We start from the raw sequence: 26,093 nt of genomic DNA on the forward strand, positions 1-26,093 counted from the left end.
GTTACGAATCGCATTTGTTGTATTTTCCGGGCAGGCGGGTTGCCTGAGCGGGATGATCAGTCTGGGGTCGAACGGGCTCTGTTGAGATTTTGTTACACTAAGTAACGAGGGGTAAGTTTATGAAGTTTTTCTGCCGTTCTTACGGGCACGCATTAAAAACAGTGCTGTTGGTCGTTGCGCTGTCAACGGGAACCTCCTTTGCGCAGGATTATTCCTCCATGGGTATTACCGACCTTGTGGCATCCGCTGATCGTATGTTGCAGCGATGGGATTACCGGGGCGCTATTCCGGCGCTGAAAGAAGTGATTAATCGTACAGCTCCTTTGACGGATCCTCAGGGGAAGGAAACCTGTCAGACCTGCCGGTTTCAGCTGGCGCGTGCTTATTATCGGGTTGGGGATGCTCCGGCCGGAGTGAAGGTGCTGGATGAATATCTGGCAAATGAACCCCGTAAACGGGAACGAATGGCTCTGCGCATGATGGCTCAGGGTTTTTTTGATACCGAAGAGTGGGATAAGATAGAAGAGATTTCATCCCGACTGCTCGGATTCCCTGATTTGGAGAAAGAAGATCTCTATAATGCCAATCTCCTGCTGGGTCAGGCGCGTTTCCGGCTCGAAAAATGGGCGGAAGCCGTCGAGCCGCTGGCCTATGCGGCCGATTATGCGAAGGATCCACACGTTGAGCAACTTTGTCAGATTATGGTGGTCCGCGCTCTGGTGGAGGCGGAGAACTGGCGACAGTTGTTTGGGTGGGTGCAGCGGGTGTACCGTACCGAAGCGAAATATGATATCACGCTAAACCTGACGTTGATGAAAGCGGGCAGAGCCCGTTTTGAAGACGAAGATTTTCTTAACGCACTTTTGCTCTATCGTATGGTTCTGCCGCGTGAAAAATTGCTGGATCATGCCGACAAGCGTATTGCAAGTCTCAGCGCCAAACTAGATGCGGATGTCAAACGGGGGATTCCTGAGTCCGACATTCAGGAACGCCGTAATGAGATAGATGATATTCGTGAATCGCAGAAAGTGCTCAGAGATCTTCCGGCATACGAGGATGAGGTTACCTTTCGGATCGGTCAGATTTATGCAGAGGTGAAGCGCTATTGGGAGGGCTACGTCCTCTTCGATAAGCTTTATCAGAATGATCGAGTAAGTGAAATCGGTGAAGCATCCATGTTGCAGTCTGTTTTGATTCTCTACGATATCGGACAGGTTGCAAAAGCTGAGAAGCGTATCTTGCTTTATCTTCAGGAAAATCCGGATGGCCGGTATGCCCGTACGTTGCTTACCATGCTGTTGCGTGACAACCTCGTGAAACAGAATTTCAACCGTGTCACAGAAATGCGCGATAATATTGAAGTACTTCCGCAGACTGATGACTCAACGGAACTCGAGTTGCAGTCCGATTTGAATTACATGCTGGCTTTCGGTTATTTCCAGAAACAGGACTATAAAGCGGCCGGAGAACAGTTCGGTGTTATTATTGATAACTATCCGCAAAGTTCGCACTTTGGAGATTCCATCTACTATCGCGGTATGACCTATATGATGCAGGCCAACTACGCGATGGCCTTGAAGGATTTTCAGAAGTATCAGACGGAAAATGAATATGGCGAACATCTGTCCGCTTCACTGTTCCGTGAAGGGGTCTGTCGTTTCGGTCTCGAAGAAATTGCAGAGGCCGAAGCCGTATTCAGCAGGTTTATCGAAAAATTCCCGGAAGATGTGCTTGTTTCCGAAGCCTACAGCATGCGGGGTGATATTGAAGCGGCCAAAGAAGCCACGAATGAAGATCCTTATACGCTGGATCGTGCGCTTGCTGACTACCGTAAAGGCATTGATAAAGCGACTACGTCGATGCAGGCGTCCTATGCCGCATTTCAGGCGGCCAAGGTTTATAAACTGGAGTATAAGTGGCAGGAAATTATCGACCTGATGAACTATTATCAGGATAGGTGGGAGGAGCAGGCTGATGTGGCGGAATCCACCTTCTGGAAAGGGCAGGCCCAGATTGAACTGGGACAGGTTGATGAAGCCGTTACCGCCTATCTGGATGCCATTGAACGTTTCGGAAACGAAGCGGAAAAAAATGGTGTGGATAAAATCATTCATGAGCTGGTCTCGATTTCGAATGTCCACCTCAGCGAAGGCGATCGTGACAGTTTGTCGCTACGGGTTAAATTAAAACTGACCAATATCGATCCGCATTACGAAGTTTTGCGCCTTCGGTTGCAGGTTACTCAGGTTCTACTCGAAGGCGAAGATATCGCAGCGGCTTTCGGTGCGGAACTGCTTGAAGACGATGTGCCGCTGAAACTGACCACGCCGGCATCCCTTGCACTGATGTGTGATGCGGCGGCTGATATGGGCGATGTGGAGCAAATGAAGCGCCTGAGTGAATACTTTATCGGGAATTTTGAGGAATCTGATCTGTTGTGGCATGCCTACCGCGCAAAGACATTCATGTATCTTGCTGAAGAGAACTATAAGGATGTGCTGTGGTCGATTGATGAGGCTCAGGGTATGTTCGGTGCCGAACCTCATATGGGCTGGGCGCAGATCATCAAGGCGGATACGGAATTCAAGATGGGCCGGCTGGAGGAGGCCGAGGCTTCCTATAATATGATCCTGGGGGTTCCGGAATGGCGCGGACCGCTGTTTGCAGAGGCCATGTTCGGTATGGGCAACTGTGCTATGGCTGCCGGTGATCTGGAAAAAGCACATAGTTTCTATCAGCGCGTTTATCTGCTCTTCAAGAGCTATTCGGATGGCGACTGGGCAGCTAAAGGCTATCTTGCAGCGGCCGATGTGCTCAAAAAAATGGGACGTGAGGAAGATGCCGTTAAAACGCTTCAGGCGATGCTGGAGGATGTGTACACCAATACCAATCCGCTGGCAGAGCAGGTTCGTTTGCAGCTTAAGAAATACGAGGGACAATAATGAACAAATCTATATACAGTGTCGCACTCGCCGGTGTCTTTCTTGCCGGGGCCGCAGTTGAAGCCGCTTCGCTGCAGGCTGAGCTTATGATGCCGGGCGGGCGTTCCTGGAAGGGAAACGTGGTGGGGCGTGATGGCGACTGGATTGAGTTTTCCACCGACATGGGGGCACGACCGATTCGTCTGGGTGCAAACACCATTAAGGAACTTGTTTTCGATATAAAAATCGATCAGGAAAAACTCAATGAAATGAACCGGAATCGTGAATACGAGCGGGTGATCAATGCACTTAATTCGGCATTAAAGCCCTATCAGGATTATAAGGATATCCCTTCCAATCTGTCCCGCTACAACGCGTTGCTGATGGAACTCTATTACAAAACAAAAGATTATCCCAAAACGATTGATATTGCTGAAACCATCGCGGCCGATGACCGGGATACTGTGCTGCAGGAAAAAGCGCGTACTTATAAAGTGCTGGCGCTGATTGATTCGGGCGATGCGGTCGCCGCAGAACAGCTGATAACCGAATACGGCTGGAGCACAGATCTGACCGCGGATGCTTCTGCGGATAAGCTTTATATTTCGTCTAAGCTGTTGGTTTTAAAAAAGCAGTATGCCGATGCCATGGAGCTGGTTGCCAAAGTGATTGCATTCAACAGTCAGGACCCGGAATGGATGCAGCCGGCTGAATTGCTCTGTGCTCAGATTTACACCGAACTGGGCCGGGAAAATCCCATCATGCTTGATTCCGCCGAGGAGGTCATCCGGCAGATTTCCCTTTTGTACAAAAACACTAATGAAGATGACCTGGCTCAGCAGCTGAAGGCCAAGATCGAACAGATCCGTGCTGAACAGGAATTACAGAAATCCATTGAAGAGTCTGAAGCTTAACCGACAGGAGAAGGAGTAATTAAAATGAATAAGAAAATTATCACAACGGCTTTTTGCCTGAGTTTGGTTTTGGCCGTGACAACATTCGGCCAAGACGGAGCAGCTGCTGAAGCGGCTGCAAATGTTCAGAAAACCACACTGTGGCAGATGATCAAGCAGGGAGGCTGGGCCATGTGGCCGCTGGGCCTGATGTCAATGGCGATGGTCTATTTCATCGTTCAGAATGCCTTGGGACTGCGCGAAAAAGTGCTTTTGCGTCCGGACCTCATTCCGGAATTCATTCAGATGATGAAAGATAAAAAAATTGTTGAAGCACATAGCCTTTGCAAGGAAAATGAAACGCTCTTTACCTATGTATTCTCTGCCGGTCTCGAACGTTGTTCAACGACCCGGGAAATCAATCTGAACAAAGTGAAAGAAGCTATCGATGAAGCCTCTACGGAGGAGATCACTTCTTACATGAAGCCGATTGATTATCTTTCGATTATCGGTGCAACTGCTCCGATGCTCGGACTGCTCGGTACCGTATCCGGTATGATCAAGGCCTTCCAGACCATCGGTTCGCAGGGTATGGGTAAGCCGGAAGCACTCGCTGGAAACATTGGTGAGGCCCTTGTGACGACGGCGACCGGTCTGCTGATCGCGATTCCGTCCATGCTGGCATACTACTACTTCCGTAACAGCTTTATTAAATCCACAGCAACCCTCGGCCGTAACATTGGCGGTCTGCTCGATACCCTGGAAACCGGTGAACTTCCGCTCGGATTCCAAGGCGGCGAAGAGTAAATCGGGGTCTGTATGACTCCTGTGTGGTGTAACCCTCCAAAGCGAGGTGTGTAATGAATATTAAAGGACCATCCAGAGATGATGTTTCAATTGACATGGGGCCGATGATCGACCTTGTGTTCCTGCTGCTCATCTTCTTCATGGTGGCCTCTGTGGTAACGGAACTGGAAAAGGTCGAGGTGGAGATTCCTGAATCGTCCCACGCCAAAGTTCCTGAAGACACAAAAGGCCGTATGATGCTGTCCATTGACGCTAATAATCAGGTTTATGTCGGTACGCTTGCTGTAACGACTGAAGAGTTGAAAGACTATATTGCAACGGAGCTGGATCTTAATCCGGATCTGCGCATCCTGATTCGTGCGGATCGCCGCGTCGAATATAAGACGTGTAAGGATATTATGATCGCCTGCGGTGAAGTCGGAGCAACCGACCTCATCTATGCAACTTTCGAGGAATAGTCATGAAACTTATTGAAGAAATGATGAATAAGAAGGCTGAGCTGGAAATCGCTCCGCTGATTGACGTTGTATTCCTGCTGCTCATCTACTTTATGGTAACAGCCTCCCTCGTCAAAAAGGAAGCCGACCTCTCCTTCATGCTTCCTGCGAAGGTAGATGTGACAGAGCCGCTGGATCTCCCGATCGAAGTGCTGATCGAAGTTTCAGAGCTGGGCGATATCGTGATTAATGGAATGGTATTTGCAAAAGATCAGAACAATATGGATGATCTGATTGGTCAGTTGCTTTCGCTGAAAGAGGCTGCAGACTCTTCCGGCACTGATCTGATTGTCAATATCATGCCGGCCGATAAGGCATTACATGGGCGGATTATCCGTGTCATGGATGCCTGTGCGGCGGCCAACGTGAAAAACATGTCATTCAGTATGTCCATGTAATATGTAATCTGAAAAATAAGGCGGTGTGAGAACACCGCCTTACTTTTTCTGTAGTAAAAATCCTGCTTCCCCGAAATATGTGTCCTGAGACCTTGTTATATTAAATGCGGTATCATGAGGAGTCGCTATGAGTAAGCCGAAGAAAAAAGGTTTTTTTGCAAAGCATGCCAAATCAAGTGCGGCAATGATCAGTCTGGGTATTCATGCCGTACTGATTCTTGTTGCCATTTCATTTGTAGCCGTAACGGTTATTCAGAAGGAAGATAAACAGTTTGAAGCCAAGCCGGTGAACCGTCCGAAGCAGAAGCTTAAAAAGCTTCAGGTTCCGGTGAAGATGAAGAAAAACAAGCCGAAACCAAAACTCCGCAAACGTGTGGTGGTAAAAAATATCCAGCGAAAAACACCGGAATTTAAGATGCCTGAAATCAGCGGGGTTAAAGGTGGGCTGGGAGCTATGGAGGGGAGCGGAAGCGGAATGGAAAGCATAGGCTTTTCCATGCCGGAAATGGATTTTTTCGGCGCCAAAGCCAAAGGTGAAAAAGTGGTATTTGTCGTCCATTTCGGTCCCGCAACGATCAGTGCAGGCAGTAAGAATGGAAAAGATAAGTACACGCCGTTTTCGCGCATGACGGGACTGACCATTCGCAACCGGCTTGAAGATCTGGTGGATACTCTGCCGGAATATACGCTCTTTAATGTAATCGCCTATTTTGCAGGCGATGCCTGGGCCATGGAGCCGAATATGCAGCTTGCAACCCCCGTCAATAAGCAGAAAGTCAAAGATTGGATGGATCCGGTAAACCCGCTCGAGGGTGACTATCAATACTGTTTTGCGATTCCGAAAGAGCCGCGCGGACGCATCAACAGGGCATATAACAACTATCCGAAACGGGTAGATAACCTGCCTGATTATTCAACCAAATGGGCTTATCCCTACTCTGTTCCGGCGGCCTTGGAAAAGAAATATGCTCCGGATGCACCTGGTGGATTTATGCATTGGGGCCGTGGTGTGGCCTGGGCGATCCTGGAACAGAAACCGGATACCATTTTTGTGCTGACCACCAATTATATTGATGGTTGGAATGATACAAAAACAAAAGCCAACGGAGAGCGGGAAAAAATATCAGATAACAATCCTCGGAAAATGGCAAAAGCACTGTCTGCTATGTGTCTTGATGTGTATGGGCCGGACAAAAAGAAATGGCCGACGATCAACGTTGTGGTTCTGGCCAAAGCCGGAAAAAATTCTGATGGGGCAAATCGTGTTCTCGGAGAACAGTTCGGACCGATTGTCAAAAGTTTTAACGCCGATGGTTCCGTCATTGATGACATCAAAAAGTTCATGAATGAACAGGAGCAAAAGCTCTATAGCAAATATATGGCAGAATACGGAAACAAACAGAGCAACTAAGCTCCGTTTTAAAGTCTGTGAAATCCCGGTTCAAACCGGGATTTTTTGTGCAATTCGGAACGCGGCGGAGAGTGATCCGCCCGCTGAATGCACGTCGTGAGGTTCTTCGGATTAAAGCACTTTGGTTCTGGTCAGCAGTCCGGCGCGTTCGGCGGATTCCGGAGAGCAGAGGACGGATACTGCTGAATTTTCAAAGGCCTGAATGAGGACATCGCCAAAAGTGTTGAAATGAGCCTGCGTGGTGGCTAGCACTTCATCGCGCAGTTTCTGACGTTCTTCGTCGGTATAATTCAGCAGGTAACGCATGGTGCTGGAATAGCCCTTGGCATCAGGCAACTGATAAGCATCCAGCGTGCCGATGGCACCGATCAGTGCACGGGTGAGTTCGTCTTCACTTAACTGTAGGTTTTTCAGATATTCTCCGGTCTGCTTATAGACCTCGAGAGAGTTTTCAAGGTTCGGGTCGCGGTAGGAGGCAAAGGTGAATACGCCGGAGCGCTGGTCGAAGGCGCACATGCCGCCATAGGCGCCGCCCTGAACGCGGATTTTTTCCCAGAGCCAGGCGGTTTGCAGATAGCGGGTAATCACCATGGCCGAACCGTGCATTTTATAGCCGGCATCGAACAGGTTGGCTGCGCAACCTACATAATTGACCATGGTCGGTGCTGTAAGGGCTTCCGATTCCGGAAACGGTGCGGGTTTCCAGACTTTGGAAGAAAAGGCCCCGGTTGCCGGAAGGTTTTCGATAAACTGTTCCAGAGTCTGGATGGTGGTTTCCATGGCGCCGGGATCGACGGTGACATTGATGAGGATATGATCGCGGCATACAAGGGTCTGCCGGATTTTTTCGAGCCGTTGAAGAATGGCGTCCCAGTTTTGATCAAGCTCATCGGCCAACTTGCGAATGAAAAAGAGTGCTTCCACGCCGCCCATCATTTCGTTGGCCCAGTGGGCTTCATGATGCTGTGCTTTCAGGCGGGTCATTACGGCCGAATGTCCTCGGGGTACCACCCCGGTTTCGAGCTCGGATTTATGTTCGAGGACGATCTGTTTGAAGCGTTCTTTGTCGTCAAATTTTGCGGTAAGCAGGATGTCGTGCATAATATCCAGCAACGCTTTGGTCTGCCCCGTCATGCATTTTCCGCGCAGGAAAAAGCGGGTGATTCCCGTTTCATTGTCTTTTTGCGCAGAAAGGAAGGGGGTGCCGTATATGCCGCCGGTTGCTTTGGCGATCCGTTGCGAGAGCGTTACATAATCTTCCGACTGTGTGCCCATTTCGAGTAGAATACTGCCGAGTAATGAGGCGTAGGGAAGATCTTCCTGGTCCAGACCGTGGAGGTTCAGGCCGATGTCCAGATAGAGAATGCCGTTGGTGAACAGGTCATGTTTCACCACGGTGGTACCCAGAATATTTTGCGTGGTGAAGGGGACTGTTTTCACTTTTTTATCAAGATCCTCGCGCTGCAGCAGGGGAATCGTAGAGAGTGCTTCATCGGAATCCGGCGTGGATTGCAATTCAAGAAGCCGTTTTGTATTGGTCACAATATCGTTAAGCTGCTGTTCGGTCATGCTGGCTTTGATGGCGGCAAGCCGGTCCTGTTCTTCTTTCTCCGTGCGCGCGGAAAACTCTCGATCGGGAATCAGCAATACCGTTGAACGGTGGGTATTATTGATAAAATATTCACGGATCATGTTTTCAAAATAGCCGGGTTCCAATGCCCGCTTTTTGAGATGCTGCAGCGGTTCTTCAAAGGCGATGAGCTCCAGCGGATCGGCGTCATAGATCCAGGCATTGAGCGATTTCAGCCAGAGTGAAAGGCCGCGGGGAAATCCGCCCGAGTTGTTTTCGCGCAGTTCGAATTCAAAGGTGTTCAGTGCGGCTGCGATGTCGTCGGGATCGATGCCCTGTTTGACGAGATTTTCCAGGATCTGGAAAACGAGGGCTTCGCCTTTATCCAGGTTTTCGGCATCAATGCCTTTCAGGCCGATGGAATACATCATCTGAATCATATGGGTTTCAATGCCGCCGCCGGTGATATCTTCGCCGAGGCCGGATTCAATGAGTCCTTTGCGCAGCGGCGATGCCGGGGTGCCGAGCAGAATATGGTCGAGCAGGTTGAAGGCGAAAACGGTTTCGGCATCGGTCGGAGAGGGGAGCGACCAGTTGACGGTGAACATCGGCTGCGGATCTTCATCGTCGGTAGAAACGGCATAGGATTTTTCAACGCGGACCGGTTCCGGCAGAGCCGGTTGCAGCTGCACATTGGAATCGGGGTCACTTTTAGTGTATTGCCCCAGATAGCCTTTCAGCAGTTTAAACCGTTCCTCAACCGGATCATCGCCATAAAAGAAAATGCGGGCGTTGGATGGATGATAAAGGCTGTCGTGGAAAGCCTTGAATTGTTCATAGGTGAGGTCGGGGATATTTGCCGGGTTTCCGCCGGAATCAAGGCCGTAGGTGGTGTCGGGATAGAGCGATTGCTGGGACGCTTCCATGAGCAGGGAGTCGGGCGAGGAGTAGACGCCTTTCATTTCATTATAGACGACCCCTTTGAATTTAAGGTCGTCCTCCTTGTTTTCCAGGCTGTAGTGCCAGCCTTCCTGCATAAAGAAATCTTCGGTGATCCGCGGGTTGAAAACGGCATCGAGATAGACATCCACCAGATTATGGAAATCCTTGAGGTTCTGGCTGGCGACCGGATAGCAGGTTTTGTCGGGATAAGTGAACGCGTTAAGGAAGGTCTGCAGCGAACCTTTGAGCAGCTGTACAAAGGGGTCCTTTACCGGATATTTTTCGGATCCGCACAGTACGGTGTGTTCAAGAATGTGGGCCACGCCGGTGGAATCCGACGGCGGGGTGCGGAAAGCAATGCCGAAACACTTGTTTTCGTCGTCGTTTTCCATCGAAAGAATCTCCGCGCCGGTGGGAATGTGGCGGTAGATTTTTGCGGTGGTGTTCAGCTCGTTGACTTCTTCAGTGCGTATCAACTCAAAATCGTTCATAAAGTGCTCCATAATTGAATCGTGAATCCATACCGGATAAGGTCTGTCTTTGCGAATGGATTAAGGAAGTTTTAAGTGAGGACGAGATCGGTCCAAAGCTCGCAATCGGGGTGGGAAGAAAGGGCAATACCGGCGGCAATGGATTGGGGGTCGTTTATCAGGGTGTTGAGGATTTTGCGCTTGGATTCTCCGGTAACGAGCAGGATGATCTTTTCCACCCGCTGGAAAAAGGCGGGGGTGACGCTGACGCCCTGCATACCGTCCGGTCGGTCGGTGTGGAGCGTGAGCCGGTTTTGAATGCGGGCCTGTTCGGGCGTGAAGAATCCGGCGGTATGTCCATCGTTGCCCATTCCGAGAAAGCCCAGATCGATGGATTTCATCGGTTCGAGTGCTTGTGCATATTTTTCGGCGGCGGCAGCCGGGGAAAGGGCGGTATCGACCTGCAGAAAGTTTCCATGGCAGTCTAGTGCCTGGAGCATGGGAAGCAGGTTGTGGGCGTTGTTTTTATCGGAGTTGAACGGTTGCATCCGTTCATCGCTCAGGAAAAGGTTGCGCTGTGCATGCACGGGGCAGGGGGCGGCCGCGAGGCGGTTATAGATGACATAGGGTGTGGAGCCGCCGCTGAGCATCATATTTCCAGGGGTTGGAAGGGTTTTGCGTAAAATGTCCAGTGTCTGGCGGATCAGGTCTTCGGCCGTGTTAAAAGAGTGTATTTTCATGAGGTCAGAGCATAGCGGTTCCGGAGTTTGTAAACGATCATTTTACGCAAAGATCATTGCCCCGAATTGCGGATTCATGCACCTTTTAAACCTATGGTTAAAGTATTACTCACATTTCTGCTCTGGTTGGTCGGGATCATGCCGTTGTTTGCGGTTCGGGGGCTCGGTGCATTCATCGGTTTTGTATTCGGAAACGTTATTCGGCATCACCGGACGGATGCGTTTCAGGCGTTGGAGCGGTCGATGCCGGAACTGTCGGCTGGAGAACGTAAGGCGATAATCAACCGGATGTACCGCCTGCAGGGGGTTCATTTTGTGGAGTTTATCTGGTATTCGATGAAGGGACTGGATCGGGTGAGCCAAGTCGTGGAGATTGAGGGGCGCGAACATGCGGACGAAGCGTTTAGCCGGGGAAAAGGGATGATTGCACTTACAGCGCATATCGGCTGTTTTGAGTTGATGCCCATGGCCACGGCGGCTCAGGGATATAAGCTCAGTACCATTGTGAAGAAAATCAAGGATGAGGCGGTGAACGAGGTGATTGAAAAACTTCGCTCCCATGAAGGGTTGACGTTCCTTTCGAGCAGAAATGCATATCGCGACTGCCTGAAGGCGCTGCGCCGAAATGAAGCCGTCGGTATGATTATCGATCAGAATATGACGCGCGATCAGGGGATTTTTGTCGATTTTTTCGGGATGCCGGCCTGTACGTCGCCGGGGTTGGCCTATATGGCGGCGCAATCGCAGGCGCCGGTTGTTCCGGTTTTCATTTACCGCAAGCCGGACGGAACGTTCCGGTTGAAAGTGCAACCCATGCTGGAGCCGCCGGCGGATCGTTCGGATGAGGCGGTGTATGCCGCGACGCGGAGGTATAATGCGGTGATTGAGGATGCGGTGCGTGAGGCGCCGGAGCAGTGGATCTGGATGCATCGCCGGTGGAATACAAAACCGTTGGAGGGACAGGAAATCCGTCGACGATTGAAAAAGCAGGCCGGTTGATTCTTCTTTCAGCAAGGAGTGCATATGGGTGTTGAAAGCCATCTGGTGTTTGTCTGTATTTTTCTGATCGGTCTTTGCGCAACCTCCCACTATTTCCGGAAGTCTCCGCTTCCGATCGTCTGTTGGATCGTTCTGTTTGGGATTATTTACGGATTTCTGCAGGAGCATTTAATTACGCAACTGCCGCGTATTTTTTTGAACCCCGATGTGATTCTTTATTTGATTCTGCCGGTTCTGATATTTGATTCCACACGGAAACTGCGCCTGAAAGAGGCGGAAGCTGTGGTCTGGCCGGCGACCGTTTTGGCTACACTGGGTATTCTGGTCAGTATGTTTGTGATGGCGATGCCGTTGTTGGTGTTTACGAAAATTCCGGGGATGGATTTGCTGCTGTTCTGCGGTATTATGTCGGCCACGGATCCGGTGGCCGTTTCGGCAATCTTCCGCGTATTTCCGGTTCCCGAAAAACTTAAAATGCTGGTGGAGGGGGAATCGCTCCTCAACGACGGTACAACGGTGATTCTTTTCTCATTGCTTTATACCCGGGTGATTGAAGGCCATGACCTTATTTTTGCTGACGGGGTCATGCAGTTTGTGCTGTCTGTTTCTGCGGCGCTGCTGCTGGGTGTGACGGCGGGAGCAGGATGTGTTTTGCTGATGCGCAGCTGGCGAGCCCTGAAAGATCATTTCATCGCCCCGCTGCTGCCGTTGATTGCGGTCTATCTGGTTTTTTGTGCGGCGCAGGGCGGGTTTGATGTTTCGGGTGTGATTGCGGTGATGGCGGCCACGCTGACAATGGAACGCATGGTAAGGAAGATTCCGCGGGCTGAGATGCCGAATCATATGGATACCCGGTTTTACAAAGGGTTCTGGGATTTTCTCAGCGAACTGGCCAATTCGATTCTGTTCTTTATTCTGGGGGCTGAGATCGGCAGTCATACCGATGCATTTCAGTGGAGCCTGATTTTGATCTCGTTGGTCGCGCTGCTGTTTTCCCGCAGTGTGGTGATCTATGGGTTCGGGGTGCTGTTCAGCGTGTTCCGGTTCAGGTTGCCTCTTTCATGGATGCATGTGCTGAACCTGGGAGGTCTCAAGGGTGCGCTTTCTGTGGCATTGATTCTGATGCTTCCGGTCGATTACCGGTTTCGGAATGTCTTTCTGCATACGGCACTGGTGCTGAGTATCTTTACGCTGGTGGTGAATATCCTAGTGGTTCGGGGATATCTGAAAAAAGCCGACCTCAACGTGGCCGGCTGAATGAATTCCCGCGGTTTTAAATTCAGCGTTCGGTCAGATTCAGCTGTTTCCCGGAATCGATCCACTGCTGCAAAATTATTTTGCAGTATTTACTGACCGACAGATGCATGGAGTCCGCGCGCTGGGTCAGTTCTTCAGCCATTTTTTCGGACATATTGATCCCGATGGTTTTTGTTGCTTTTCCTGTGGGGGTTCTTGCCATGATTCTCCTTAACTTCTGATTAGTGCGTGAGGTATAGGATAGTGCTAATTTATTTTCAATTATTTTTATAATACAATAAGTATCGGCTTTGATCGCATGTTCGCGGAGGGGAGAGGTGTCAGACCACTTTCAGTTTGTCGACAAGAGGTTTTTCAGAGGGGGCTTGGCTGCAGATATCGCCGTGCACCCAGCTGCTTTGGCATCGGAAAAACTGAAATGGGGAGACTGCATGGGTTCGCAAAATCAAAGTGTTTCAAACGCTATATTTCAATCGATATAACAAGCGCTATTCCGGGCTATTGTTGATATTGATTCTAAATTGACCTGTCCCGGGTTAATGGGATTGCCGAAGCAGGTCTGCTGCGTATCATAGCTTGCTTTGTCGCGTTCTTAGAACAGGGGTATATAGCATGATGAATGAATTTCTCGTGATCACCATCGGCGCGATTCTCGTGAATAACTTTGTATTGTCGAAGTTTCTGGGAGTCTGTCCGTTTCTGGGGGTATCGAAAAAGCTGGATACGGCGTTGGGGATGTCGGGTGCGGTTATTTTTGTAATGACATTGGCGTCACTGGTGAGCTCGATTATCAATCAGCTGTTGCTGGTGCCGATGAAGCTGCAATATCTCCAGACGCTGGTCTTTATTGTGGTGATTGCTTCGCTGGTGCAGCTGGTGGAAATCATGCTGCAGAAACTCAGCGCTAAATTGTATGAGAGTCTGGGTATTTTTCTTCCGCTCATCACCACCAACTGCGCGGTGCTCGGGGCCGTGGTGCTCAACGCCAAGTCGGCTCCGGAATCGGTACAGTCGACCTGGTACGGGGCCACGATTTACGGATTTTGCTCCGCCCTGGGTTTTGCGCTGGCTCTGATTCTTTTTTCGAGTCTGCGCGAAAAGCTGGATCTCGCCAAAGTACCTGAGGCATTTGAGGGTACAGCCATCTCACTGGTCACCGCCGGCATTCTGGCTATGGCCTTTCTGGGCTTCTCCGGGCTAGTGTAAGGACGTGTTATTCATGGATGTATTATTACCTATTTTGACGGTTGGTGTTCTCGGCATTTTTCTCGGTGTGATTATCGGAATTGTGGCGAAGGTTTTTGCGGTGGATATCGATGAGCGTATCGAGCAGGTCGAAGAGATGCTGCCCGGGGCCAATTGCGGCGGGTGCGGTTTTGCCGGCTGTGCGGACTTTGCCAAAGGCGTTGTTGCCGGAAAAGCGACTCCGGCCGGCTGTCCGGTCTGTTCGCCGGAAGATGTTGTGGCGATTTCCGATTATCTCGGCATTGCGGCCGAGGAAAAGGAAAAGATGGTGGCGCTGGTGCGCTGTTCCGGTGATATCCCGAATACCGTGCGATCACTTTATAACGGTGTGCGCGACTGCCGGTCGGCGGTGCTGGTTGCCGGCGGGGCCAAGGGGTGCGACTACGGCTGTCTCGGTTTCGGTTCCTGTGCGGAAGCCTGTCCGTTCGGGGCCATTGAGATTCGCGATGGCCTGGCCGTTGTGCACAAAGAACTCTGCGTCGGCTGCGAAAACTGTGTGGCGGCCTGTCCGAAAGATCTCATTACCATGGTTCCGGCTTCGGCCACGACCCACGTCTATTGCAATTCGCCGGAAAAAGGGGCCGTGAAACGTAAGGTCTGCAAAACCGCCTGCATTGCCTGCCGTAAATGTGTGAAGGCCTCCGGCGAAGAGGACTATATGGAAATCGACGGGTTCCTGATTCGCAGTAACTATGAAAATCCGCCGCCGGCCTCCCTCGTCGAAGCCGCCGGCTGCCCGACAACGGCACTGCGCATCGATGAAGAGCATGCAAAAGGGGCCTATGGAGGAGCATCGAAATGAGTGAAAAGCCGCGTAAATTCAAGGGCGGGGTTCATCCGAACGATTCCAAAGCGCTTTCAGCCCATAAAGCGATTCAGACCGCTCCGCTTTATGACACCTATAAAGTGATCATGCATCAGAATATCGGTGCGCCGCCGGAGTTGCTGGTGAAAAAAGGCGATGCTGTGAAAAAGGGTTCGCTGCTCTGCAAAGCGTCCGGTTTTGTTTCGGTTCCGCTGCATGCTCCCACTTCCGGGACGGTGAAACTGATTGATAAGGTACCGGGTCCGACGGGGGTCAGTGTCCCCTGTATTGTGATTGAAGCCGACGGGGAGGATGAGTGGGGCAGTCCGTTTGAGCCGATGGCCGACTGGCGGCAGACCGATCCGGCCGAGCTGAAGCAGCGGGTCTGGGATGCGGGTGTTGTTGGAATGGGCGGTGCGGGTTTCCCGGCGCACGTCAAGCTGTCGCCGCCGGAAGATAAACCGGTGGATAAACTGATTTTGAACGGGGCCGAATGTGAGCCCTATCTCACGGCCGACCATCGGCTCATGCTCGAACAGGCTGAAGAGGTGGTGCTCGGTGCGGCGATCCTTGCGCGCATTCTGGGGCTGGAAGGTGCTGTGATCGGGGTGGAAAGCAATAAACCCGATGCCATTCAGGCTCTGGAAAAAGTGGCTGGAGAATACAACGTCGAAGTGGCCTCGCTGCCGGTGAATTATCCGCAGGGCGCAGAAAAACAATTGATTTATGCCATTACCGGGCGCGAAGTTCCGGTGGGTAAACTGCCGAGCGATGTCGGCTGCGTGGTGCAGAATGTCGCTTCGGCCGTGGCGGTGGCGGAAGCGGTGGTGAAGGGGATCCCTTCTATTGAGCGCATCACCACGGTGACCGGAAAACCGCTGAATGATCCCGGCAACTGGAAGTTGCGTATTGGAACACCGATTGATGAAGTGCTCAAACTGGCGGGCGGCATTAAGGAACAGCCGGCAAAACTGCTGCTGGGCGGGCCCATGATGGGGATTGCGCAGAGTTCACTTGATGTAACGGTGATGAAAAACACCTCCGGGGTGCTGCTGATTGCAAAGGATGAGGTTTCGCTCTACACCTCCGAGCCGTGCATTCGTTGCGGTCGCTGTGTTGACTGCTGTCCGATGCAGATCCTGCCGGCAACCATCAGTCAGGCGGTGGAGAATAATCGGTTTGACTGGGCGGAAAGGCTGAATGTCATGGCCTGTATTGAATGTGGATCGTGCTCCTATTCCTGCCCGTCGCACCGTCCGCTGAACCAGCAGTTTAAACGAGCCAAGGTCGAGATTCGTGCCGGCCTGAGGAAATAAGGGAAGATTTATGTCAGAAGAAACACCAGACATCCGAATGCCCGATCCATCGAAACTGATGGTCAGTAATTCGCCGCACATGCGGGATAAACCGACGATCGATAAAATTATGCTGACCGTGGTTGCGGCCATGTTGCCGGCCTGCATTGCCGCCGTACTGTTTTTCGGGCTTGCAGCTCTGAAGGTCCTCGTCATCAGCACGGTCTCCTGCATCCTCGCGGAAGAAGGCTGGAATAAGCTGATGAAACGTCCGTCGACCTGGCGCGACGGCTCGGCCATTCTCTCCGGTATTTTGCTGGGGATGAACTTAAATGCCGGTTCGCCGTGGTGGATCTGTGTGCTGGGCGGTCTGCTGGCCATGATTCTAGGTAAACAGCTGTACGGCGGTCTGGGTTATAATCCGTTCAATCCGGTGCTCGTTGCCCGCGTCGGCCTGCTGATCGGTTTTCCCGGGATTATGACGACCTGGCATAAACCGGAACTGGGACGCATGGTCATCGACGGAGTCACCGCCGCGACCCCGCTGGGGCTGGCCCCCGGCGAAACCGTTCTGCAGGATATGATTTTAGGGAATGTCGGCGGTTGTCTGGGTGAAACTTCGGCGCTGGCGCTGCTGATCGGCGGCGGTATCCTGATCTGGAAAAAACTGATTAAGTGGGAAGTTCCGCTGGCTTTTATCGGCACCGTTTTTGTCATCACGGGCATGATGCATCTGGTGAATCCGGAACAATATCATTCGCCCTTTGTTCATATTCTGAGCGGCGGCCTGCTGCTGGGCGCATTCTTTATGGCTACAGATATGGTGACCTCGCCGATGACCCATAAAGGGGCGTGGATTTTCGGTCTGGGCTGCGGCCTGATTACCAGCCTGATCCGCCTGTGGGGAAGTTATCCGGAAGGCGTCAGTTTCGCGATTCTCTTTATGAATGCACTTGTGCCGCTGATTGACCGCGGAACCGTCCGTAAGCCGTTTGGCTATGTGGCTCCGGCGAAAGGGGAGGCGTAATCATGAGTCAGCAGAAAATCAATATTCCACTGCTTGGAACATTCCTGGGTATTGTGGCGGCGGTTGCGGCCGGGCTGCTTTCCGGAGTACAGGCCATGACGGCCCCGCAGATTGAGGCTAATAAAAAAGCGGCGATCAGCCGGGCGATGGATCAGGTACTGCCGGAATACGACAATGATCCTGCTTCAGAAACCAACACGTTTGTCTGCGGACGCGGCTGGGAGGTCACTTTTTATACCGCCCGTAAAGGGGGAGAAATCGCCGGGTTCGCCGGTAAGGTTGATAATACCGACGACGGATTTTCCGGTACGGTTTCTCTGATGGTGGGGATTCGTCCCGACGGTTCCGTTGCAGAAATCGATGGCGGAAATGTGGTGAACAGTGCCGTGATTGTTACCGCGCAGACCGAAACCCCCGGGCTGGGAACTGCTGTTACGGACCGGAAGGTGCAGAAGACCATTGTGGATCTGATTCAGGGTTCGGAAGAAATCAAGGGGCTGGTTCCCAACCGCTATCTGGACTGGTACGCCGGAAAAAAAGCCGGCGGCGAAGTCTGGGGTATCGTGAAAGACGGCGAAGCGGTTAATGGAAAAACGGGGGCCACCATTACCAGCCGGGCCGTCTGCGAAGCGGTTTATGCCGTCAGCAGAACAGCGGTCGATCATCTGGAAGAGCTTTCAAAGGGAGCCGAGTAAATGATTAAGGAATTCACAAAAGGACTCTGGAAAGAGAATCCGGTACTGGTGCTGCTGCTTGGAATGTGTCCGACGCTGGGCGTGACTTCAAGCGCAACCAACGGGCTGGGCATGGGAGTGGCGACGATGTTTGTGTTGCTCGGCAGTAATGTTGTGGTTTCGCTGATCCGGAATGTTGTCCCGAAGAAAATCCGTATTCCGGTATATATCGTCATTATTGCCACATTTGTGACGATGATTGATCTCTCGATGCAGGCCTATGCGCCGAAAGAACTCTACGATGCACTCGGCCTGTTTATTCCGCTGATTGTGGTTAACTGTGTGGTGTTGGGTCGTGCCGAGGCATTTGCCTCGAAAAACGGCGTGGCCAAATCGGTTATGGACGGTCTTGGAATGGGCCTCGGTTTCACGATGGCACTCGTGGCACTCGGCGGAGTCCGCGAGTTTCTTGCCGGCGGATCGCTGTTTCAAATTAAGCTGATTCCCGGGTGGACGACCGATTTCATGCTCTGGACGTCTGCGCCGGGTGCATTCATTATTCTTGGTCTTTTTCTGGCCGGAATGAATGCGCTGAATATCAGAAAGGCGAAAAAAGAAGGCAAGGGCTATAAGCCGGCCTCGATGGACTGTTCCACCTGTAATATCTGTGATATGGAGGATGGTAAGTAGTTGAAATTCTGCAGGTTGAGAATGGCAGGAAGTGCCTGATAAACAGGCCGTCGAACGCCTGAACTCAACCTCCGGACTGATGCCCTGAGCACATCGTGTGAAGGGATCGAAAAAAAATCACTTTAGGGCGTTGACTCGCACCAAAACGATGCGTATAAATTCGCCCTTCATCGCACCCGTGGTGAAATTGGTAGACACGCAAGATTCAGGTTCTTGTGCCAGCAATGGCGTGATGGTTCGACTCCATTCGGGTGCACCATTCTGAAAGCCCGCTCCGTTGAGCGGGCTTTTTTATTTTATTCCAGTGCTTGGAAAAACAGCGAAAACGTTTTCCAGCGGTTCGAAAAAGCGTTAGGTTTCTTCGCTAATTTTTCAGGAGGCCTATTGTAATGGATTTGGATGCGATTAACGAAGAGTGGATTGTCGGACTGGCCGGCAGTGGAGTGGATCAGAACGAACTGCACGGGGCGCTGAATGCGCTGGTTGAAGCTGGACGCGGGGTCGAGGCCTGGAACGGAGCTCAGGAGCTTTACTCGAAACTCGTTGAGGCTGAAAAGGAGGACGACGCACTGGTGGTACTGGCCTGGCTCGGTGCTCAGGGCAAGGTCGAAGACCTGACCGGAAGCCTCAAAAAACTTTTCGGCAAGAATCGCAATGTGCTGAGGATGCTGAAGCCGGCCGGCTTCGGTAATCATAAGGTGCCGGTGGCGGAAGCATTCAACCGTCTGGCCTTCCTGCGGTCGCTCGAAACTGGAAAACTCTGTTATAACGAAACCTGGGGCTTCGGTATTATTGAAGATATCGACCATTTTTACGGTGAGCTTGAAATTGATTTCGAAAAGAAGGGCGATCATGAAATGGCCTTCAGCTATGCCGCTGAAGCTCTGGAGCTGATCGATGATGATCATATTCTGGCCATCAAACACAACAATGCTGCCGAACTCGAACGGATGATTAAAGAGGAACCGGCGGAAGTGGTGAAAATTGCGCTGCGGAGCTACGGCAGCCTGTCGGTGACCCGTCTGATGGAGAAGATGATTCCTTCCATTCTTCCTGAGGCCGCCTGGAAAAAGTTCTGGGAAGGTGCGCGCAAGGCGCTGAAAGACGATGCTTCGGTTGAAATTCCGAAGAAGCGTTCAGATAATATTGTTTTTCATAAGGGCGGTCTGGCTTACGACGATGAGTGGTTCGGGCTGATTGCCAACGAACGGGATATTGAAAGCCTGTTCGAGCGTTTTAACGAGGTTATCGATAAAAAACTTGATTATTCATCGGAGTTTGCGCTGGAAACATTGTCCAACCGGCTCGCCTTCATTATCAAGGGAGCACCTTCTGCGCGTCCGGAGTGGAAAGCCCAGGGGTTCATCTTTGCCCGTCAGTTCAGCATCGAGCCTACCGGGCTGGATACTGATAAACTGATTCGTGATCTGATTGACGGTGATCTGGTTGCAACACTCGATCGTCTGCCTTCACGCTCGCTGCAGACCCTGCTGTCGATTCTTATTGAGAATGATAAAGATGCGGTGGTGTCTACGTTGAGTCAGGTTATTCCGGTGGTGAGTCATCCGGTGCTGAATGAGATTATGGCGGCTCTGATCGCCAACGGGGTTGAAGAGGATGTCCGGCAGATTATGACCAATGCGGTCTCCCGCCGTACAGCCAGTGCTCCGATGCTGCTGTGGTGCCAGCGGTCGACCGAAAAAATTATGGAATGGGATCTGATTTCAAAAGGTGATCTGGCGTTCCGTATTCAGGAAGTGCTTGAGGTGAACAGTGCCGGTGCGATGTTGCGTGCGCAGAATCAGCTGCGTGAGCGTTTCCAGACGGAGGAATGGCTTCATGATGTGATGGATGATATGTCTGAGCAGCAGCGCCGCGACTTTATGCGCCGTATTCATGAGGGTCATGGCTGGGATGCTTTGGACCGCAAATCGGTTGAGGCGAAGGTGCTTCGCAAGTATCCGGAATTGCAGGATATTATTCTGCCGACGGCCTCACAGACCGCCCAGAAGAAGGAAGTTCCGTTTACCTCGATCAGCAGTTATGAAAAACGCCAAAAGCAGCTTGAGCGTATTATGACCGTTGAGATTCCGGAAAACTCGAAAGAGATCGAAGTGGCCCGCAGTCATGGCGATCTTCGGGAAAATGCGGAGTTCAAATATGCGAAGGAGCGTCAGGGCCTGTTGATGGCCCAGGGCGCCCAGCTGGCGGAGGATCTTGAAAAGGTTAAACCGACTGACTTTGCGGATGCCCAGACGGATGTTGTCGGAGCGGGGGTTGGTGTTGAACTGAGCTATGCGGAAACCGGAGCCGTCGAGACGTATTACATCCTTGGCGTGTGGGATCAGGATGAAGCGCTCAATATTATTTCCAGTGAAACCCGTTTGGCTAAAGCACTTGCAGGCCATGCCGAAGGCGATACCGTTGAAATTCCGGCGGGTGAATGTACCATTAAATCCATCAATGAACTGCCGGACAGCATTCGTTCCTGGATTGCCGGCTGATTTCCCAAAGGCTGAACAAACCCGGTTATCCAAGGATTGGAAGCCGGGTTTTTTTGTTTCGGGCTGTTTATGTCCGGAAATTTGAATAAGGTTCCTGCTTGGAGAATGTATTATGGATCAACCTGAAGATCGTGAGCTGGAGGCGGGGGAAATGAGTGAGGAGACACAGGGTGTTTCGTCATCGCTTGAGCTGAATAATGTGAAGCGCGTGCTGTCGGTCAAAATGGATGCCCCGGAGTCGCACTACACTTCAGTGACCCCGCTGGGCAAAGGTTCGTTTGGTCAGGTTCACAGTGCGCATGATACTCTGCTGGGGCGCGACGTGGCCATAAAATCGCTCAAACAGCAGTTCCGCAATGAAGAGGAGATTGTTGACCGTTTTTTAAAAGAGGCGCGCGGTAATGCTCAGCTGGAACATCCGAATATCATGCCGGTCCATGAAATGGGGGTGACCGATGAATTCGGAATCTATTTCACGATGAAAAAAATTGAGGGCGAAAATCTCAAGGAGATTTTGGACCGGCTTGAAGCCAATACCTCATTGTATTTAAAAAAATATCCACTCAGTCGTCTTCTTGAAATTTTTCTGGCCGTTTGCAACGGCGTGGCGTTTGCGCACAGCAAAGGGGTGATTCACCGGGATCTTAAACCGGCCAATATTATGATCGGGGAATTCGGGGAAGTGCTGATTCTTGATTGGGGGCTGGTGAAGCGGCTCGATGGGGATTCGGGGACGGACAGCGGGGTTCAGTTGCGCATGGAGGAATTTGAGGCATCCGGAAATAACACGATGGACGGAGCCATTTCCGGGACCCCGAATTATATGTCGCCGGAGCAGGCCGAGGGTAAGGTGGACGATGTGGATTTCCAGAGTGATGTCTACAGTCTCGGCGCAATTCTGTATCATATTCTCACGCACCTTCCGCCCTTTGAAAAAACGCAATTAAGGAAGCTGCTCGATAACGTAAAAGCCGGCCGGTTTGTGCGGCCGCGCGAACGAAGACCGCAACTTAAAATTCCGCGCGAGCTGGATGCAATTTGTATGAAGGCGATGTCGCGCTTTCAGGTGAGTCGCTATCGTTCAGTCGATAAGCTGGCGGAGGATATTCGCAATTATCTCGCGCATAAAGAGGTCAGTGCATACCGTGCCCCGGTTTATGTGCGCTGCTGGAATATCTGCCGACGGTATCCCGTCAGAACAAGTATGGTGATGGCTGCGCTGGTGGCTTTCGGCCTGACGAAAACCATTCAGGTTTCACAGTTGCGAGGTGAATATGCGGGTAAGCTGGCCATGGCGGAAGAGAAAGGGCGGGTAGCGGAAGATCGGATGGAGCAGGCCCGGGCGAAATATGACGCACTCAAGGCGCTGTGCAGAACCATCCGCCAAAAAGAACCGACCCGGGAAGAGCTGGAATTGAGGCAGGAATTGGAGGCCTTACAGGAAGAGGTTAACAGCAACTACATTCAATCGATTAACCTCTATAAAAGTATACCTGAGGCCTATCGCCTTAAGCCGAACGTGGTGGATGGGTACAAAAAAACGGTCTGGCGGCAGGTGGAATTTGCCCTCTATTGCGAAAATTATGCTGCGGCGCGGGTGTGGCTGGATGCGACGATGGAAGAGCAGATGGATCTGGGAGGCGGGCTTTCTGAAGACGCGAAAGCGTATACCAATGATGTTCACCGTCGTATTGAAGGATGGGGCAGCCTGGTCATCAATCCGGCACCGAATGTGGATCAGGTAACCATCTGGCCGGTGGTTGATGCCGGTCCGCGACTCAAACAGGCCGATATGCAGGACCGGGCGGACCACTTTCCGAAAGAAATTCCTTATCTGGAAAAAGGGTCTTACATCCTTCAGTTCACGACCACGACGGGCAGGCTGGTTCCATATCCTGTTTATATCGACCATGGCGAGAATGTGGAGCTGACGCCGCTCATTCCTGATGAAGTGCCCGAAGGTCTGGTCTTTGTTCCGGAAGGTTCATTTTTCTGCGGGGGGCCGTATTCACGCTTCTACCGCCGGCACGAAATTTCGCTGCCCTCGTACTTTATAAAAAGGACAGAGGTAACGATTGCTGAATATCTGGAATTCTGGAAACAGCTGGATACTCCGGAACAGAAAGCGGCCTGCATGAGCCGTATACGTTTTCATATGGATGAGCGGAGGTATGTCGATGCCTGGAACGCGGACGGAATTCCGAATGATCCCCGGGTGAAGGTGGAGTATCCGGTGGTGGGCCTCACGCATGCCGCGGTGGTTGAATTCTGTAAATGGAAGAGCGCACAGCTGGGAAAAACAGTTCGGCTTCCAACGGTTGAGGAATGGGAGAAGGCGGCACGGGGCGTAGACGGGCGGATGTATCCATGGGGAAATGGTTTTGAACGCGGGCTGCATCTAAGCCATACCAAATATAATCCTACGGGTTTTGATACCTATCCGCTGTGGGCGGAGCCTGGAAAATTTGTGAACGACGCTTCGCCCTACGGCGTGCGCGATATGGGGGGGAATGTGCGGGAAATGACCTCCACGTTGCTGCCCGGGAGCTCGGAGATGTACCAGCTGAAAGGCGGCAGTTTTGCCACGCCGGATAATTTTCTGCCTTGCAGTAATTCTTCCGATACCGCCGTGGTGCCCAGTGATGTCGGTTTTCGCTATGTGGTTGAATATGAAAACTGAGACGAAAAGAACGCCCGCGGCATCGGTACAGGCGATGCACGCACTGGAAGGTGTTGAAGCGCTGCAGACCCGCTTTGTTCAAGGGCTGGAAAAATTCGGCGGCGAAAACTTCCAGTGTCTGGAATGGTTTCGTGATGACGGACGGCACGGTGGCGGCCGGCGGTTCGGGGTGCAGGATGCTGCATTGCTGGGAAGGGCATCGGTGAATGTTTCGCAGGTGCACTACGACGATGAGCCGGAGCGCAGGCTCGGGGCGGCGACGGCCATTTCGACCATCGTACATCCGGTCGATCCGTTCCAGCCTTCCGTTCATATCCACATCAGCTGGACCGAGATGAAATCGGGGAGGGGCTATTGGCGGATGATGGCGGACCTGAACCCGTCGGTGCCGATTGAAGAAAATAAGGAGCGGTTTGCCCGGGCTCTGCAGGCTGCCGCGCCGGAACAGTATGAAGAAGCGCGGGAGCAGGGCGATCGCTACTTTTTCATTCCTGTTCTGAATCGGCACCGGGGAATAACCCACTTTTATCTCGAAAACTGGAACAGCGGTGATGTTGAAGCGGATTCTGCGCTTGCGTGGCGTGTCGGAGAGGCGGCAATCGATGCGTATCTCCGGATTCTGCAGGAAAATGCGGCGAAAGGTTTCCAACCTTCGGAAACGGAGCGGGCGGCGCAGCTGGCTTATCATACGCTCTATTTTTTTCAGGTGCTCACGCTGGACCGCGGTACTACGACCGGACTGATGGTGCATGATCAGAATGATGTGGGCATTTTGGGTTCGCTTCCGCCGCAGGTGGATAAAAATCTATTGCTGTCGTGGGTGTCGCGTATGCCGGATCCGCAGGACCGGCTGCTCGACCGCATTATCCGTGCGCTGCCGAATGCAGGCATCTGTACGATCGACGACGCAGTTAAAATAAATCTCTGCCGGGCCGTGCGCGAGCACTACCGGCATTATCCCGAGGCTCTCGATCTTCAGGCTTCCGGTGGTTTTGCTCCGCCGACGGTGGACAATCATCGCTGATTTTTCCACACGTTGGAACTTGGCATTCCGGTTCAGCCTTCTATCTTCAGCGTCAGTAACGGAACGGAGATAAAGTTCATGATGCAGGAAGTTGTTTTTGGTGAGGTGACCTGGGGGCAGATCTTTTTTCTGATGGGCTGGGTGGTCGGGGCGATGCTGCTCGGCAAGTTGCTCCAGCTGCTGCTGAACAGTCTGGGCAAAGCGAAACGATTTGAGTCGCGCCCGTGGGTGGGGGTGGCCTTTTCATCTTTTTCCCGTCCGGTTCCTTTTCTTTTTCTAACAATCGGACTGCGGTACGGGCTGGCTGTGCTGCACTTCAGCGAAAGCGTCGGCGATGTGGTGTCCGATTGTTTCAGTGTGCTCTTTACGGTGGCGGTCTCTTTCTTTGTCTATTCGATGGTGGATGTCATCGATTTCGCGATTACACACATCACAAAAAAGACGCCGACTACGATGGACGATATGATGGCCCCGATGGTTCGCAAGAGTCTGCGGGTCGTGGTGGTGATTCTGGGGCTGGTGCAGGTTGCGCAGATCCTGAGTGATAAACCGATCACATCGATCATTGCCGGTCTCGGGGTCGGCGGTCTGGCGGTGGCGCTGGCGGCACAGGAAACCATTAAAAACTTTTTCGGGTCGCTTGTGATCTTTGCGGACAAGCCGTTTGAACTCGGGGAACGTATTACGGTCGGCGGGCATGACGGAACCATTGAGGAGGTCGGTTTCCGTTCCACACGCCTGCGCACCCTCGATGGGCATCTGGTGACCATGCCCAACGGGGAGCTGGCCAATCAGATGATTCAGAACATCGGGAAACGCCCCTATATCAAGCGCGTCATGAATGTGACGATTACCTATGACACCCCGCCGGAAAAAGTGCAGGAGGCGCTGGATATTCTGCGGGATATTCTCGATAACCACGAAGGCATGAAAGAGGATTTTCCGCCGCGCGTCTTTTTTAACGATTTCAAAGCTTCGGCGCTGAATATCCTGGCCATATACTGGTATCACCCACCGGCCTACTGGGATTTTCTCGCGCACGCCGAATGGGTGAATATGGAGCTGCTCCGCCGCTATAACGAGGCCGGTATTGAATTTGCGTTCCCGACCCAGACGTTGTATGTGAACGGCCTGGAAGGCCACGTCGAAGACATCAGGGCCTAGCCGGTTTGGTTTTTTGGTCGGTGCTTGCTGCCATACCGGCGGGTCTGCCCGTCGCAAGATAATGAAAAATCCCCGAAAAA

Annotated in this window: 21 protein-coding genes and 1 tRNA gene; 19 read left to right on the forward strand and 3 right to left on the reverse strand. The window is 52.0% G+C overall.

The window, feature by feature from the left end; genetic code table 11:
* The first annotated feature begins 119 nt into the window (after positions 1-119).
* From P9H32_RS15820 to P9H32_RS15845, 6 genes are all read left to right on the forward strand, one after another.
* Positions 120-2,942 carry a tetratricopeptide repeat protein gene (locus P9H32_RS15820; protein WP_322609887.1) on the forward strand — a complete coding sequence of 941 codons (2,823 nt, stop codon included), beginning with the start codon at positions 120-122 and terminating at the stop codon, positions 2,940-2,942.
* Complete coding sequence (locus P9H32_RS15825) at positions 2,942-3,835, forward strand: tetratricopeptide repeat protein (protein WP_322609888.1); 894 nt, start codon at positions 2,942-2,944, stop codon at positions 3,833-3,835. Before P9H32_RS15820 ends, P9H32_RS15825 begins: the two co-directional genes overlap by 1 nt.
* A 24-nt stretch (positions 3,836-3,859) precedes the next feature.
* Positions 3,860-4,621 carry a MotA/TolQ/ExbB proton channel family protein gene (locus P9H32_RS15830; protein WP_322609889.1) on the forward strand — a complete coding sequence of 254 codons (762 nt, stop codon included), beginning with the start codon at positions 3,860-3,862 and terminating at the stop codon, positions 4,619-4,621.
* A gap of 53 nt (positions 4,622-4,674) precedes the next feature.
* Entirely contained in the window at positions 4,675-5,079 is a 405-nt protein-coding gene (locus P9H32_RS15835; protein ID WP_322609890.1) for an ExbD/TolR family protein, read from the forward strand.
* Between the two features lie 2 nt (positions 5,080-5,081).
* Entirely contained in the window at positions 5,082-5,516 is a 435-nt protein-coding gene (locus P9H32_RS15840) for an ExbD/TolR family protein (RefSeq protein ID WP_322609891.1), read from the forward strand.
* Positions 5,517-5,643: 127 nt separating this feature from the next.
* Positions 5,644-6,927 (forward strand): hypothetical protein, encoded by a 1,284-nt coding sequence (locus P9H32_RS15845; RefSeq protein ID WP_322609892.1) that lies wholly within the window; start codon positions 5,644-5,646, stop codon positions 6,925-6,927.
* A gap of 111 nt (positions 6,928-7,038) precedes the next feature.
* On the opposite strand, the gene P9H32_RS15850 is transcribed toward P9H32_RS15845, so the two are convergent.
* Positions 7,039-9,930, reverse strand: coding sequence for an insulinase family protein (locus P9H32_RS15850; protein WP_322609893.1), 2,892 nt, complete (start codon positions 9,928-9,930; stop codon positions 7,039-7,041).
* Positions 9,931-10,001: 71 nt separating this feature from the next.
* A complete protein-coding gene (locus tag P9H32_RS15855) occupies positions 10,002-10,649 on the reverse strand; it encodes a 6-phosphogluconolactonase (protein ID WP_322609894.1) in 648 nt (215 codons plus the stop codon).
* A 93-nt stretch (positions 10,650-10,742) separates the two neighbouring features.
* On the opposite strand from P9H32_RS15855, the gene P9H32_RS15860 reads away from it, so the two are divergent.
* Positions 10,743-11,648: a lysophospholipid acyltransferase family protein gene (locus P9H32_RS15860; protein WP_322609895.1), complete on the forward strand. Its 906-nt coding sequence runs from the start codon at positions 10,743-10,745 to the stop codon at positions 11,646-11,648.
* A 24-nt stretch (positions 11,649-11,672) separates the two neighbouring features.
* Positions 11,673-12,905, forward strand: coding sequence for a cation:proton antiporter (locus P9H32_RS15865; RefSeq protein WP_322609896.1), 1,233 nt, complete (start codon positions 11,673-11,675; stop codon positions 12,903-12,905).
* 22 nt (positions 12,906-12,927) lie between these two features.
* Here the strand turns inward: P9H32_RS15865 and P9H32_RS15870 are convergent, their stop codons facing one another.
* Positions 12,928-13,107: a hypothetical protein gene (locus P9H32_RS15870; protein WP_322609897.1), complete on the reverse strand. Its 180-nt coding sequence runs from the start codon at positions 13,105-13,107 to the stop codon at positions 12,928-12,930.
* 413 nt (positions 13,108-13,520) lie between these two features.
* Here P9H32_RS15870 and rsxA point away from each other — a divergent pair, with 413 nt between their 5' ends.
* From rsxA to P9H32_RS15925, 11 genes are all read left to right on the forward strand, one after another.
* Positions 13,521-14,111 carry an electron transport complex subunit RsxA gene (rsxA, locus tag P9H32_RS15875; protein WP_130597156.1) on the forward strand — a complete coding sequence of 197 codons (591 nt, stop codon included), beginning with the start codon at positions 13,521-13,523 and terminating at the stop codon, positions 14,109-14,111.
* A gap of 13 nt (positions 14,112-14,124) precedes the next feature.
* Entirely contained in the window at positions 14,125-14,952 is an 828-nt protein-coding gene (locus tag P9H32_RS15880) for an RnfABCDGE type electron transport complex subunit B (protein WP_322609899.1), read from the forward strand.
* On the forward strand, positions 14,949-16,271 hold the full coding sequence (rsxC, locus tag P9H32_RS15885) for an electron transport complex subunit RsxC (RefSeq protein WP_322609900.1): 1,323 nt from the start codon (positions 14,949-14,951) through the stop codon (positions 16,269-16,271). The genes P9H32_RS15880 and rsxC overlap by 4 nt, the downstream gene beginning before the upstream one ends.
* 10 nt (positions 16,272-16,281) lie before the next feature.
* Positions 16,282-17,277 (forward strand): RnfABCDGE type electron transport complex subunit D, encoded by a 996-nt coding sequence (locus P9H32_RS15890; protein ID WP_322609901.1) that lies wholly within the window; start codon positions 16,282-16,284, stop codon positions 17,275-17,277.
* Between the two features lie 2 nt (positions 17,278-17,279).
* Positions 17,280-17,972, forward strand: a complete 693-nt coding sequence (locus P9H32_RS15895; RefSeq protein ID WP_322609902.1) for an RnfABCDGE type electron transport complex subunit G — start codon at positions 17,280-17,282, stop codon at positions 17,970-17,972.
* Positions 17,973-18,641, forward strand: a complete 669-nt coding sequence (locus P9H32_RS15900; protein ID WP_322609903.1) for an electron transport complex subunit E — start codon at positions 17,973-17,975, stop codon at positions 18,639-18,641.
* Between the two features lie 172 nt (positions 18,642-18,813).
* Positions 18,814-18,900, forward strand: a tRNA-Leu gene (locus P9H32_RS15905).
* Positions 18,901-19,030: 130 nt separating this feature from the next.
* A complete protein-coding gene (locus tag P9H32_RS15910) occupies positions 19,031-21,145 on the forward strand; it encodes a GreA/GreB family elongation factor (RefSeq protein WP_322609904.1) in 2,115 nt (704 codons plus the stop codon).
* A gap of 112 nt (positions 21,146-21,257) precedes the next feature.
* Positions 21,258-23,825 (forward strand): bifunctional serine/threonine-protein kinase/formylglycine-generating enzyme family protein, encoded by a 2,568-nt coding sequence (locus P9H32_RS15915; protein WP_322609905.1) that lies wholly within the window; start codon positions 21,258-21,260, stop codon positions 23,823-23,825.
* Positions 23,815-24,849, forward strand: a complete 1,035-nt coding sequence (locus tag P9H32_RS15920; protein WP_322609906.1) for a coproporphyrinogen III oxidase — start codon at positions 23,815-23,817, stop codon at positions 24,847-24,849. Before P9H32_RS15915 ends, P9H32_RS15920 begins: the two co-directional genes overlap by 11 nt.
* A 78-nt stretch (positions 24,850-24,927) precedes the next feature.
* Positions 24,928-26,013, forward strand: a complete 1,086-nt coding sequence (locus tag P9H32_RS15925; protein ID WP_322609907.1) for a mechanosensitive ion channel family protein — start codon at positions 24,928-24,930, stop codon at positions 26,011-26,013.
* Positions 26,014-26,093 lie beyond the last annotated feature (80 nt).

It is taken from the genome of Pontiella agarivorans (genome assembly GCF_034531395.1).
Lineage (GTDB): Bacteria > Verrucomicrobiota > Kiritimatiellia > Kiritimatiellales > Pontiellaceae > Pontiella > Pontiella agarivorans.